The organism is Streptomyces sp. NPDC052114 (assembly GCF_040680155.1).
In the GTDB taxonomy this organism is placed as follows: Bacteria; Actinomycetota; Actinomycetes; order Streptomycetales; family Streptomycetaceae; genus Streptomyces.
In genome coordinates this window covers 45,096-58,354 of sequence record NZ_JBFAWC010000027.1, presented here as the reverse complement: position 1 = coordinate 58,354, position 13,259 = coordinate 45,096, and the positions used below count along the sequence as shown (strand labels likewise).

9 protein-coding genes are annotated in these 13,259 nt (G+C 72.6%); 3 read left to right on the top strand and 6 right to left on the bottom strand.

Features of this window, described 5'->3' with window-relative positions:
- Nucleotides 1-76 precede the first annotated feature (76 nt).
- The 3 genes from AB0L89_RS37790 to AB0L89_RS37780 are packed head-to-tail and all read left to right on the top strand — an operon-like array spanning nucleotide 77 to nucleotide 2,827.
- Entirely contained in the window at nucleotides 77-835 is a 759-nt protein-coding gene (locus AB0L89_RS37790) for a polyprenol monophosphomannose synthase (RefSeq protein WP_365151939.1), read from the top strand.
- Nucleotides 832-1,344, top strand: coding sequence for a GtrA family protein (locus AB0L89_RS37785; RefSeq protein ID WP_365151890.1), 513 nt, complete (start codon nucleotides 832-834; stop codon nucleotides 1,342-1,344). The genes AB0L89_RS37790 and AB0L89_RS37785 overlap by 4 nt, the downstream gene beginning before the upstream one ends.
- Nucleotides 1,328-2,827 carry a hypothetical protein gene (locus AB0L89_RS37780; RefSeq protein WP_365151888.1) on the top strand — a complete coding sequence of 500 codons (1,500 nt, stop codon included), beginning with the start codon at nucleotides 1,328-1,330 and terminating at the stop codon, nucleotides 2,825-2,827. The genes AB0L89_RS37785 and AB0L89_RS37780 overlap by 17 nt, the downstream gene beginning before the upstream one ends.
- Here AB0L89_RS37780 and AB0L89_RS37775 read toward each other — a convergent pair.
- The 6 genes from AB0L89_RS37775 to AB0L89_RS37750 all read right to left on the bottom strand — a co-directional run bounded on the left by AB0L89_RS37775 (nucleotide 2,814) and on the right by AB0L89_RS37750 (nucleotide 13,179).
- Nucleotides 2,814-3,356 (bottom strand): UTRA domain-containing protein, encoded by a 543-nt coding sequence (locus AB0L89_RS37775; protein WP_365151886.1) that lies wholly within the window; start codon nucleotides 3,354-3,356, stop codon nucleotides 2,814-2,816. The two genes, AB0L89_RS37780 and AB0L89_RS37775, sit on opposite strands and share 14 nt — an antisense overlap.
- 378 nt (nucleotides 3,357-3,734) lie before the next feature.
- A complete protein-coding gene (locus tag AB0L89_RS37770) occupies nucleotides 3,735-5,420 on the bottom strand; it encodes a glycosyltransferase family 2 protein (protein ID WP_365151884.1) in 1,686 nt (561 codons plus the stop codon).
- Nucleotides 5,417-7,669, bottom strand: a complete 2,253-nt coding sequence (locus AB0L89_RS37765; RefSeq protein ID WP_365151882.1) for a CDP-glycerol glycerophosphotransferase family protein — start codon at nucleotides 7,667-7,669, stop codon at nucleotides 5,417-5,419. The genes AB0L89_RS37770 and AB0L89_RS37765 overlap by 4 nt, the downstream gene beginning before the upstream one ends.
- Complete coding sequence (locus AB0L89_RS37760; RefSeq protein WP_365151880.1) at nucleotides 7,666-11,259, bottom strand: CDP-glycerol glycerophosphotransferase family protein; 3,594 nt, start codon at nucleotides 11,257-11,259, stop codon at nucleotides 7,666-7,668. Before AB0L89_RS37760 ends, AB0L89_RS37765 begins: the two co-directional genes overlap by 4 nt.
- 137 nt (nucleotides 11,260-11,396) lie before the next feature.
- Nucleotides 11,397-12,209 (bottom strand): ABC transporter ATP-binding protein, encoded by an 813-nt coding sequence (locus tag AB0L89_RS37755; protein WP_365151937.1) that lies wholly within the window; start codon nucleotides 12,207-12,209, stop codon nucleotides 11,397-11,399.
- A 13-nt stretch (nucleotides 12,210-12,222) separates the two neighbouring features.
- On the bottom strand, nucleotides 12,223-13,179 hold the full coding sequence (locus tag AB0L89_RS37750) for an ABC transporter permease (RefSeq protein WP_365151878.1): 957 nt from the start codon (nucleotides 13,177-13,179) through the stop codon (nucleotides 12,223-12,225).
- Between the last annotated feature and the right edge of the window lie 80 nt (nucleotides 13,180-13,259).

Here is a 13,259-nt window from a genome sequence, read left to right as displayed (position 1 = left end):
CCCCCAGGACGACCTCTCCGAAGGCCTCGCCGCGCGGCTGCCCGAGGAGTGGGCCGCCACCCCGCTGACGGTCGTCATGCCCACGTACAACGAAGCGGGCAATCTGCCCGGCATGGCCGAGGCCCTGATGGCGCTGCCGCTGCCCGGCCTGCGCCTGCTCGTCGTCGACGACTCCAGCCCCGACGGCACCGGCCGGATCGCCGAGCGCTTCGCGGAGCGGTACGGCAGCGCCCGCATGAGCGTCCTGCACCGCACCGAGAAGGACGGCCTCGGCCGCGCCTACGCGGCGGGCATGGCGCGGGCCGTCGCCGAGGGCGCGCACTACGTCCTCCAGATGGACGCCGACCGCAGCCACCCGGTCGAGAAGGCCGCCGAACTGCTCGGCGTCGCCCTCGCCACCGACGCGGGCGTCGTCATCGGCAGCCGGTACGTCCAGGGCGGCACGCTCTCCGACGCGTGGGGCGCCCACCGCAAGCTGCTCTCGCGCTGGGCCAACGCGTACGCGGGCACCATCCTCGGCACCCGCGTCCGCGACATCACCGGCGGCTTCAACCTGTGGCGCGCCGACGCCCTGCGCGCCATCGACCTCGCCTCCGTGGACAGCGCGGGCTACAGCTTCCAGGTCGAGATGAAGTACCGCGCGCTGCGCCGCGGCTTCGGCGTCATGGAGGTGCCGATCCACTTCGAGGACCGCACGGTCGGCGAGTCCAAGATGAACCTCATGGTGCAGCTGGAGTCGGTCGTCATGCCGTGGAAGCTGCGGCTCGACGCGAGGGCGCGGGGGCGTGGCGGTGCGGACGCGCGCGGGCGCGGCGGCGCGGGGGTGCGGGGATGAGCACGCCCACGCTCCACGAGGCGCCGCCGGACCCGGTGGCCGCGCCGGTGCCTTCCGTGGCCGCCGCGCCCGCGCCGTCCCGGTTCTCCTTCGCCCGGCTGCGCCGGCTGTTCCTGGAGGTCGTGAAGTTCGGCCTGGTCGGCGGCAGCGGTGTCGCCGTGAACCTCGTCGTCTTCAACCTCCTGCTGCACGGCATGGGTTCGGGCCCGATGACGGCGACGGTGCTGGCCAGCTGCGTCGCCATGGGCACCAATTACCTCGGCTTCCGCTTCTTCGCCTACCGCGACCGTGCCTCGCGCACGAAGCGCCAGATCGCCCTCTTCTTCGCCTTCAGCGGCATCGGCGTGGCGATGGAGAGCCTCCTGTTCTACGCGGCGTACCACGGCGCGGGCATGAGCGGGCCGCTCGGCTCGAACATCGCCAAGGGGCTTTCGATCGTCCTGGCCTCGGCGTTCCGTTTCCTGGTCTACCGGACGTGGGTCTTCCAGCACGATGCGCGTCGCCACTAACGGGGTCATACGGCCGGCCACCTGGGCCGCCGCGCTGCTCGCCGTCGTCCTGCTGCTCCTCGTGATCGTCCGTCTGCCCTGGGCGGGCGACCTCGGCGTCCACGCGGCGACGGTCGAGCGCCTGCGCCACGACCTGGCCGACCCGGGCAACCCGCTGGTCGACGCCGACACGCCGAGCCCGTACTACTCCCCGTGGATGCTGCTGCTCGGCTGCCTGGCCAAGGCGAGCGGCCTCGGCACGTTCGTGGTGCTGCGGGTGGCGGCGGTGGCCGGGCTCGGGCTGCTGGTCACGGGCGTATGGCACTTCGTGCGTACGCTGACCGGGCGGCGGACGGCGCCGCCGCTGGCGCTGCTGTGCCTGCTGCTGCTCTGGGGTCCGGCCCTGTTCAACTGGAGCGGCTTCCCCGGCCTCAACTCCCTTGCCCTGACGGTCTCCTACCCGAGCACCTTCGCGCTCGGGCTCTCCTTCCACTTCTGGGCGCTGCTGCGGAAGTCCCTGGGAGGAGGGGGGAGCCCCGCGGGGTGGCCGGCCTTCCTCGGCCTCGGCCTCCTGTGGTCGGCCATCCTCCTGAGCCATCAATTCACCGGTGTGGTCGCCTCGTTCGGGGCGCTGGCGATGGTGCTCGGCGCGCGGCCGTGGCCGGCGCGGCAGACGCTGGTGCGCCTGGCGGCGGGCCTCGCGCTGGGTCTCGCCGCGCTGACGGCCTGGCCGTACTACTCCTTCTTCGGCCTGCTCGGGACGGGCGGCCTGGAGGAGATCCACCGCTCGCTCTACCGTCATCTGCTGCCGCACTTCGGCCTGGCGCTGATCGGCGTCGTGGCGCTGGCGCTCCGTCTGCGCAGGGACCGCCGCGATCCCCTGGTCCTCTTCTTCCTCCTCGGCGCCGCGATGTTCGCGGCGGGCGACCTGACCGGCCACTACTCGTGGGGCAGGGTGCTGCCGGCGGCCCTGATCCCGGCGCAGCTTGCGGCGGCCGTCGAGGTCTTCGAGGCGGGCCGCGCGGGGGTCCGCCGCGCCTTCGCGGCCGTGCTGGGCGCCGCGCTGCTCCTCGGCGCGTGGACGCAGGCGGGAACGCTGGGTTACGTGGTCCCGCGCGACGCGCTCCCGGCGCCGGTCGCCGCCAAGTCCAAGCCCCCGTGGCCGGGCTACGACTGGCTCACCCCGAAGGTCGCCTACGGAGACGTGGTGATGGCGAAGACGTTCCCGTCCCGCCAGATCCCGGCGTACGGCCCCTACACGGTGGCCCCCGGCTACCCGGACTTCTTCCTCCCCGACCAGGAGGAGCGGGTCCAGGCGACCCACGACTACTTCGCCCCGGCCACGCCCCGCGCGAAACGCCTGGACATCCTGCGGCGGTACGGGGTGCGGTGGGTCGTGGCCTACCCCGCCGACGGCGGCCTGCGCCCCGGTGATCCCGCGCTGCGGGAGGCGGGGCGGGGGCCGCGGGGGCAGGTGCTGTACGAGGTCGTCAGCCGATCGTGATCTCGTAGCGGAGCTGCTGCCGGTGGGCGGGCATGACCATCAAGTCGGCCTGGAGGGGCCTGCCCTCACGGTCGAGCGTCACCCTCTTGAGCCGGAGCACCGGCTCGGCCGGCCCCAGGCGCAGGGCGTCCCGCTCGTCGGCGTCGGGCATACGGGCGGTCACGTCCTCACGGACGCGGACACCGACGTGACCGAGCGCGGCGAGAAGCGTCACGGCGCCACCGCGGATCTTCCCCGTCCCGGCGAGGGGCGTACCGCGGGCGATGGCCACCGGGTAGTAGGTGTCCGTCAACTCACAGGGCTCACCGTCGAGTTCGATGACGCGACGGCGTACGACGACGCTGTCTCCGGGGCCGACACCGAGGAGCCCCGCGACGTCGTCCGGCGCGGGAACCTCGCCGGCGTGGACGATCCGCTGGGTCCCCTTGCCGCCCCGGGCGGCGGCCTCCTCGCCCCAGGCATCGGCCTGCCCCTTCTCTCGGGGCGTCAGATAGGGCATGGAGGTACTGACCCAGGTGGGGTCGCTCATGGTGTGCTCCTGCGCAGGCGCGGGGATGGGGCGCGGCGGCGTTCCGCCGGTGATCAGCATGGGGCACGGCTCGGTGCTGTGGACATGGTGGCGGAGGCCTTCGACGCCGGATTGCCGGTCGACGTCGTGTGGCCGGAAGGCGCAGCTCGTCGGCATCGAGCGGGGTGATCGGGTTCCTCCCGTCCGAGTGCGGGAGGGGGCGGGTGGGTGGGTGGGGGGGGCGGTCACGCGGCTTGTTGGCGTTCAGGTGGCCGCCCCGGCTCAGGTGGCCGCCCCGGCTCACGTGGCCGCCCCGGCCCATGTGGTGCCCCGGTTCGCGTGGCCGCGCAGGCCCGCGTGGCCGCCCCGTCACCTGGACCGGGGCGGCCACGCGGGGCGTCAGCGCGTCAGTGCTCCCGCAAGGCGGGCCGCCCTGCGGAGGCGGGGGCCCGCCTTTGTGCCTGCCTTGCGGGCCAGGGGGCGTATGACCTTCGATGTCACTCCCGTGGGGGTCCAGCGGAGTTGGAGGCGGCCCGAGGCCCGGCCTTCCGGTTCCACCGTCACCTCGTGCGGGAGCGCCCCGCCCCGGTAGTCCACCCGGGCCGTGAGGCTCGGGAAGGTGAGCGGGGCCAGGAGCAGGGACGTGTTGCGCAGGGGGCCGGACGTCAGCTGGAGGACCGGGTGGCGCGTGCCCTCGAAGCCGTTCAGGGGCAGCGGCGCCGCCGCCAGGTCCAGCCGGGCCGTGCCCTCGAAGACGCCGGGGCGCACCGGGTCCAGCCGGAACGGCGTCCTCATCCGGCGGCGGCCGGGGGCCAGGAGGAGGGTCGCCACCTGGGGGCCCACGGGCAGCCGCAGGCCCGGGTCGTACGTGCGGATGGTCAGGGCGACAGAAGCCCCCGGGCCCCGCTCCACCCGCGTGATCTCGTGGCGGAACTGCGCGCTCGGGAACGGGCGCGAGTCGAGACCCTGGTCCGTCAGGTCGAGTTCGGCGCGCGCCGACGCCGACTCAGGGACCCGCCCGCCCCAGTACGTCCGGCCCTCCGCGTCCACCGACGTCTCGCGCGGCGCCACCCCGTGGCCCAGGCCCCGCGCCGCCAGCCGCGCCTCGGCGAGACGGTTGTCGCGGACCAGCTGGAGGACGACCCGCTCGGCGCGGGGCAGCCGGGCGTACGCGCCCGGGGCGAGCCCGGCCAGGTACGGGTTCACGATCTCCGCGAAGCCCGTCAGCCACTCCTCGTCGCGGAACGGCAGGTCACCCGCGTACATCCGGAAGTCGTGCTTGAGGAACTTGTAGTCCTTGGCCTCCCGGACGGCCGCGTGGCCGCTCGACTCCAGGAACGCGTCGATCAGGCCCTGGACGTGGATGCGGTCGCGGACGTTCGTCAGCTTGTGCCGCTGGTTCGAGATCGACGCCGACTCGGCCGCCTCATAGGGCGCGATGTACCAGCGGTACACCGGATCGGGGATCACCGTGAAGGACTTCGCCAGGCAGTACGCCTGCGCCGAGAACAGCTGGTCCTCGTAGTGGATGCCCTCCGGGAAGCGGAGGCCGTTCCTGTCCAGGAAGTCCCGGCGGTACATCTTGCTCGTCGACAAGTGCTCGAAGAACAGGGCCGGTTCGGCCTCGATGCCCTCCACCGTGCGGCGCTCCGCCACCAGGTGCGGCATCCAGGTGGACGTGCGGCCCGTGTCCACGCGGACCCGCTCCACCGCGCCCATCGCGAAGTCGACCTCCCGCTCCCGGTGCGCGGCGAGCAGCAGCTCCACCGCCCGCTCGGGGAGTTCGTCGTCGCTGTCCAGGAACATCAGGAACGGGGCCCGCGCGATGTCCAGCGCGCGGTTGCGCGGCGCGCTGCAGCCGCCGCTGTTCTCCGGCAGTCGGAGGTAGGAGACGCGCTCGTCCTCTGCCGCCAACTGCCGTGCGACCTCGGGCGTGTTGTCCGTCGAGTGGTCGTCGCTGATGATGATCTCGATGTTCGCGTGCGTCTGGCGGCGCAGCGAGGCCACCGCGCGCGGCAGGCGCTCGGCGTCGTTGTAGACGATCACCGTGACGGTGACGTCGGGCGTGGTCGCCGTGTCGGTCATCGGGCCGCCTCCTCGGGCGTCGGGGCCGGGGTGCGCTCGTCGACCGGCGTCACGGGCGGCAGGGCGTCCTCGCTCTCGCCGAGGAAGACCCGGCGTACGACGCGCTCGGCGGCGCGTCCGTCGTCGTACTCGCAGAAGCGGTGCCGGAACACCTTGCGGGCCTTGGCCGACTCCTCGTCGCGCCACGCGCCGGAGGTGAAGAGGTCCGTCAACTCCTCCTGCGTGCGCGCCACATGGCCCGGCGCGTGCTCCATCAGGTCGAAGTACACGCCGCGCGTCTTCGCGTACGTCTCCCAGTCGTCGGCGAAGATCACGAGCGGCCGGTCGAGGTTGGCGTAGTCGAACATGATCGACGAGTAGTCCGTGACCAGGGCGTCCGCCGCGAGCGACAGCTCCTCGACCGGGTCGTACGAGGAGACGTCGATGACCCGGCCGCTCTTGCGCAGCCCGGCCAGCGGGGACGCCGCGCCGCCGTAGAAGTAGTGGCCGCGCACCAGGAGCACGGTGTCCTCGCCGAGGCGGTCGGCGAGCGTCGCCAGGTCCAGGCGCGGGGTCCACGCCGCCTCGTAGTCGCGGTGGGTGGGCGCGTACAGGATCGCCCGCTTGCCCGGCGCGATGCCGAGCCGCTCCCGGATCGCCAGGACGTCGGCGGCCGTCGCGCCGTAGAAGACGTCGTTGCGCGGGTAGCCGTAGTCGAGGGACTCGTAGTGCGAGGGGTAGGCCCGCTCCCACATCTCCGTGGAGTGGCCGTTCGAGGAGACGCTGTAGTCCCAGCGGTCGACGCGCGCGAGCAGGCTGTGGAAGTTCAGGCCCTTGGCGGCGGCCGGATAGTCCATCTGGTCCAGGCCCATGCGCTTGAGCGGGGTGCCGTGGTGCGTCTGGAGGTGGACCGAGTCCGGGCGCTTGACGACCGCGTTGGGGAAGTTGGCGTTGTTCACCAGGTACTTGGCGCGCGCCAGCACCTCCCAGTAGCGGCGCGTGCCGGGCACCACGTGGTCGGTGCCGGGCGGCAGCAGCGGCACGTTCGCCGCCGAGACGGTCCACACCGGGTGGATGTGCGGGGCGAGTTCGCCGAGCTTGGCCGCGATCGCCGCCGGGTTGCAGGCCACGCCCCGGTCCCAGTAAGCGGTGAACACCGCGAGGTCCGGGTCGACGGGCCGCTCCAGGGCCCTGCGGTAGCGCAGGTCGCGGACCTTCACGCCCACCTTGTGCTTGCGCGAGGCGACCGCCGAACGCAGTTTGCGCCGCTGCTGGTTGGCCGTCTGGAACGTGCGGTACTTGGTGTACGCGTCCTCTTCGAGGAGGCGGCGCCGCACGCCCTCCAGGCCGCCGGGGTGCTGATGGCCCTCGGGCCGCCAGGTCACCGCGGCCTTCGACGCGCGGTGGAAGAACTCCTTGCGCACCGCGTCCGGCAGCTTCTCGCGGGCCACGACGCGCAGGCAGTCGCCGACCATCACGTCGTAGAGCGCCGCGCGGGGCGCCGCCGGCAGGCCCCGGTCCGCCGCCAGGCGCAGCAGCGACTCGTAGCGGTCGATGACGCCGTACCGCTCCTCGGGCGCGCCCTTGGGCAGGCTCTCCGCGCGCAACTCCCGCACGTTCAGGGCCACATGGTCGAGCGCCGCGAGGCGGTCCGCGACGAGCGGCGCGGCGTACGCGGCGAACGTCTCGTCGTCCACGGCCAGTTCGTCGCGGTGCGCCCGCCAGAAGTCCGCCCGCAGCACCCGGGTGCCGAGCAGTGGCGTGACCTTCAGGAGGTCCGGGCAGTCCGCGAGCGGCAGGTCCCGGCCGCCCTGGCGGACCAGGAACTTCCCGTCGGGGGACGGCATCCCCTGGTGCCGCCACGTCGAGCGGACGTGGTCCACGACCAGGACGTCCACGCCGTCCGGCAGCCCGGCGGCGCGGTCGGCGACGGCGCGCGGCGCGCCCGTGGGGACGCCGTCCTTGGCGTGCACGAAGTGCAGCCACCGGCCGCCCGCGCGCTCGGCGCCCGCCGCGCGGGCCGCGCCGTCGCCCGTGCCCTCGGGCAGCGGTACGACGGTGACGCCGGGCCGGTCCGCCGCGGCGGCCTGCGCGGAGGCGCCCACCGCGGCGACGATCACCTCGACGCCCGGCGCGGCCTGCGCGGTCAGCGCGTCCAGACCGGCGCCGAGGTGGCCCTGGACGTTGCGCCCGTACACGACGACGCTCAGCTCGGGTGCGTCGGTGACGCTCGGCTCGGACACGGCGGTGCCCCCCTTACGTGTGCTCATGCGGTGGCCGTTCCTCGGTGGGCGAGCATCCGGTCGACGACGCGGCGCGCGGCCTGGCCGTCGTCCAGGTCGCAGAACTCGGCGCGGAACTCCTCGTAGGCCTTCCGGTACGGCTCACTCGTCCTGTCGAGGTCCTTCAGCGCGGCGATCACCTCGTCGGAGGTCGGCAGCAGCGGGCCGGGCGCGCGCTTCTCGAAGTCGAAGTAGAAGCCGCGCAGCCGGTCGCGGTAGTGCTCCAGGTCGTACGTGAAGAACAGCATCGGACGGCCCGTCACGGCGAAGTCGAACATCACCGAGGAGTAGTCGGTGATCATGACGTCCGCGATCAGGAGCAGGTCCATGATGTCCGGGTAGCTCGCGACGTCCCACACGAAGCCGTCGCCCGCGCCGGGCACCGGCTCCACGATGTGCGCGTGCGGCCGGACCAGCAGGACGTGGTCCCCGCCCAGCTCCTCGCGCGCCTTCGCCAGGTCCAGGCGCAGGTCGAGCAGGAAGCCGCCGCGGTGGCGCTGCTTGTCCTCGCGCCAGGTCGGCGCGTACAGGACGACCTTCTTGCCCTCGGGCAGGCCGAGCGCGCGGCGCACCTTCTCGGCGCGCTTGGCGCGGTCGGGGGCGAGCAGTACGTCGTTGCGCGGGTAGCCGGCCTCCAGGAGCTCGCCGTCCACGTCGCCGCCGAACCGGAAGGCGCTGCGCATGATCGGCGTGCTGAACCTGTTCGGCGAGAGCAGCATCGTCCACTGGTGACGCTCGCGGTCCAGGTCCTGGAGGTACTGCGTGCTCGCGAAGTGGTCGTTGTCGAAGTCGAAGCCGATCCGCTTCAGCGGGGTGCCGTGCCAGGTCTGGACGATCTGCTGGCCCTCGCGCCGCTCCAGCCAGCGCGGGAAGTGCGTGTTGCCCACGATGTAGCGGGAGCGGGCCATGGCCTCGTAGTACTCGGGGCTGTGCACGCGCACCGCCTTCGCGGTGGCGGGGACCTCGCACTGGCCGTCCTTGACGACCCACAGGTGCTCGACCGGCAGGGCGCGGCGGACCAGCTCCTCGTGGATGGCGCGCGGCGAGTCGCCGTACATGCGGCCGCCGAAGACGTCGTAGAGGACGGCCTCGCGCAGCGGCTCGTGGCGGGCGGCCGGGTAGGCCTCGGTGCGCAGCCGGGTCTGGCGGTAGCGGCTGCGCTCGTCGGGGCGCAGCTCGGAGTGGGCCATCAGCGCGAGCTGGTCGTACTGGCGGGCCTGGAGCTCGACGCGCTTGCCGTGCGCGGCCACCTCCAGGGGGAGGTCGCCGTGGACGGGCGGGGCGAGCTGGACGGCGGTGCGGGAGCCGTCCGGCTTCTGCACGGAGGGCCACCAGAAGCCGGAGCGCAGCGGGGTGCCGGTGGCGTGGCGGTCGGTGGGGGCGGGCACGAAGTCCGCCTCGAAGCGGCCGTCCTCCGCCGTCGCCGGGAAGGTGTACTCGTGGCCCGACCAGGTCTGGCGCAGGACGAGTGCCAGCTCGTGGCTGCCGGTCGCGGGGTAGCTGCCGGTGAGGGTGACGGTGCCGTCGGGGCGGACGGAGACGTGGTCCACCAGGGGCTGGACGGGCTGGTCGCAGAGCTGGAGGTAGCCGCCGGGGCTGCGGCGTGCGTAGACCGTCCTGCTGGTGTCCGCCTGCGCGAACTGGGCGCCGGAGAAGCCCTCGCGGTCGTCCAGGATCAGGGCCAGGCGGGTCGACGCGGGCTCGGCGCCGGTGGTCTCGACGACCTCCACCGACATGTCCCAGCGCGCGATCGACCGTTCCGCCTGCGTCGGGCGCAGGCGCTCGTGGTTCTCGCGGACCTCCGTCAGCTCCGCCGCGCGGACGCGGGCCGTGAACGGGACGCGGCCCTCCTGCGGGGCGCCGAGGTCCAGCGGGACGGTGAGGATCGTGCCGGACTCGCGGTGGCGCATGCGCAGCCGGGGCGCGCCGTCCGGCGCCGTGCGCAGCACACCGCGTACGAGCAGGTCGGGACCCTCGGCGCGGACTTCAAGGGCGCGGGCGTGCGCCGTCTCCACGCGCAGGGCCAGCTCGCCGTCCTGGATCTGCGGGGCCACCCGGACGTCCTGGGTGACCCAGTGCGCGGGCGGCGTCTGGCCGGAGCCGGTGCCCGCGCCGTACAGCGGACCGCGCCGCGGCGTGGCGCCCGTGCCGGCGACGGCGATCCGGACGTACCACAGACCGTCGACCCACTTGCCGCGGTGGCGCAGGCGGGCGGGGTTCACCAGGGCGCTGAACCCGGCCCAGTCGGCGTGCCGGAACTCGGCGCCGGAGGCCACCGTCGCCTCGGGCTCCAGGTGGCTGCGCGCGGGCACGAGCACCGTGCGGCGGCTGCCCTTCTCCTTCAGGATCAGCGACTTCAGCGCCTTGCTCCGCGACTCGGCGCCGAGCTGGCGCGCGAACGCCCAGCCGGACAGCCACAGCTTGTCGTCGTGCCAGGCGGCCTCGTCGAGGCGGCTGCGCAGCCGCAGCTCGGGGTCGAGGCGCAGGACCGCGTCGGGGACGGGGACGGTCGGGTCGAGGAAGGGGTAGTCGGCCTTCGGGTGCAGCGTCCCGGTCACGGGGATCGAGCCGGGGTGCTCCTTCTCGAACTCCAGCTGACCGATCAGCTCGTCCATGCGCCGGTGCACGGTCAGGTACAGCTTCAGCTTGTGCGGCACGTGCAGCGCGCGGACGGCGTCCTGGCCGATCTCGCGGACCAGCCGGCCCACGTGCTCCAGGAAGGCCTCCTGGTAGGCGGCGTCCGAGCCGGGCAGCACCTTCCAGAAGAGCGGGATCTCCTCGGCGAGCGCGTTGTTGTCGTACACCTTCAGGTGCTCGGCGTACATCGGGTCGTCGTCGATGTGGTCGAGCAGGAACTCGCGGACCATGCGGATCGACTTCACGCGGTCGATCAGGCCCTGCGGGTTGGTGCGGTTCTGCGTGATGGAGCGCTCGCCGATCTCGCGCTCGCGCCAGTTGTAGATCGGCTCGCTCAGGACGTCGACGGACTCGGCGAGGTAGTGCGCCGGGACGCTGACCGGGGCGTCCTCGTAGAGCATCGCCTCCGGGTACGCGAGCCCGTGGCGCTCCCAGAAGGAGCGGCGGTAGACCTTGTTCCACGCGGTGCGGTCGGTCAGCAGCGGGCGGAACTTCGAGACGTGCGTACGCAGCCGGGTCGCCGCGAAGGGCACGCGGTGCACGGGCGACTGGACGTGCCCGGCGGAGCGGAAGCGGGTCACGTTGCCCGCCGCGAAGTCCGAGCCCGTCTCGTCGAGCGTCTCGATCATCAGCGCGTACGCCGTGGCGGGCAGGGTGTCGTCGCTGTCCACGAACGCGAGGTACTCGCTGCCGGGCGACATCTCGCGGACGCCGGTGTTGCGCGCCGCGCCCAGGCCCTTGTTCTCCTGGGATATCAGCCGGAACCGCGGGTCGGCCTGCGCGAAGGTCTCCGCGATCGCCGCACTGCCGTCCGTCGACCCGTCGTCGACCATGATCACTTCAAAGTCCGTGAACGTCTGGGCGGCCAGGGACGCCAGGCATTCGTCGAGGTAGAGCTCGACGTTGTAGACGGGGACGACAACACTCAGCCGTGGCTGCACGCGTACTCCTTCTGTTGCTAAACGCTCCCATAGTGTAAGGATCTGCGTATTGATGCGACAAAAGGGATACTGCGCCGGGGTGGGGCGGTTCGGGCGGGGGTGGGCCCGGGCGGGCCGGACCCGGGTCCGGCCCGGGGTCAGCCCTTGCCGCCGCCCGTGAACCGTTCGTACTCCTTCAGTACGTCCGCCGTGGGGCCGTCCATCCGCAGCTCGCCGCGCTCCAGCCACAGCACGCGGTCGCAGGTGTCGCGGATCGACTTGTTGTTGTGGCTGACCAGGAAGACCGTGCCCGCGTGCTTGCGCAGCTCCCGGATGCGGGCCTCGGAGCGCTTCTGGAAGGAGCGGTCGCCGGTGGCCAGGGCCTCGTCGATGAGCAGGACGTCGTGGTCCTTGGCGGCGGCGATGGAGAAGCGCAGACGGGCGGCCATGCCGGAGGAGTAGGTCCGCATGGGCAGCGTGATGAAGTCGCCCTTCTCGTTGATCCCGGAGAACTCGACGATGTCGTCGTAGCGCTCCTGGACCTGCTCGCGGCTCATGCCCATCGCGAGCCCGCCGAGGCGGACGTTCCGCTCGCCGGTCAGGTCGTTCATCATCGCCGCGTTCACGCCGAGCAGGGACGGCTGGCCGCCGGTGAAGATGTGCCCGCGCTCGACGGGCAGCAGCCCCGCGACGGCCTTGAGCAGCGTCGACTTCCCGGAGCCGTTGGTGCCGATCAGGCCGATGGCCTCGCCCTTGTACGCGGTGAACGACACCTTCTTGACGGCGTGCACCGTGCGTACGCCCGACCGCGCCTCGGCCTTCCTGCGTCCGCCCAGGATCCGGTTCAGGGCGGCGGTGGCGCTGCCGCGGCCCGCACCGGTGCCGTGCACGCGGTAGACGATGTCGACCTCGTCGACGATGACGGTGGGGGCCGCCCGGTCCGGGGGGACGGGGGCGCGGTCCGGGTCCAGCTCCGGGGAAGTGTCAGCCACGGCCGTACGTCTCCTCTGCCTTCCAGAAGTAGATGAACCCGCCGACCCCGGCGAGCACCGCCCAGCCCAGGGCCCAGGCCCAGACGTGGTGCGGGAGCTGGTCGTGCCGGAAGCTGTCGATCAGCGCGAAGCGCATCAGGTCGATGTAGACGGCCGCCGGGTTGCACTCCAGGAGCACCTTGACGGCCTGCGGCAGGTGCTGGTCCTTGAGGACCGCGTCGATGCTCCACATCACCCCGGACACGTACATCCAGGTGCGCAGCACGAACGGCATCAGCTGCGCGATGTCCGGGGTCTTGCTGCCGAGCCGCGCCATGACCAGCGCCAGGCCGGTGTTGAACGTGAACTGGAGCACCAGGACCGGGACCGCGAGCAGCCAGGACGCGGTCGGCGGGACGCCGAAGCAGAGCAGGATCACGACCAGCGCGCACATGGAGAACAGCAGCTGTTGCAGCTGCTGGAGGCAGTACGAGATCGGCAGCGAGGCCCGCGGGAAGTGCAGGGCGCGCACGAGGCCGAGGCTGCCGGAGATGGCGCGGGTGCCGGCCATCACGGACTGCTGGGTGAACGTGAAGATGAAGACGCCGGTGACCAGGAACGGGACGTAGTCCTCGACGTCCCGCTTGGTGTTCATCAGGACGCCGAAGATGAAGTAGTAGACCGCCGCGTTCAGGAGCGGGGTCATCACCTGCCAGAGCTGGCCGAGCTTCGCCTGGCTGTACTGCGCGGTCAGCTTGGCGGTCGCGAAGGCGGTGATGAAGTGGCGGCGCTGCCACAGCTGCCGGACGTAGGCGGGCAGGGAGGGGCGGGCGCCGCTCACGGACAGGCCGTAGTGGGCGGCCAGCTCGGCCGGGGAGAGGGATCCGTCGGCCGGGGCGGCGGGGGCCTCGGGGCCTTTGGGGTCCGCGGGGTCCGCGGTGCGGGGTGGTGCGTCGAGGGCCTGACTCACTTCCGCTGCTTTCACTCGGGAGTCATGGGGGCGCGTACGTCGGGACGGACCCGTATCGTCGCAACGCCGAGAGTAGGGCG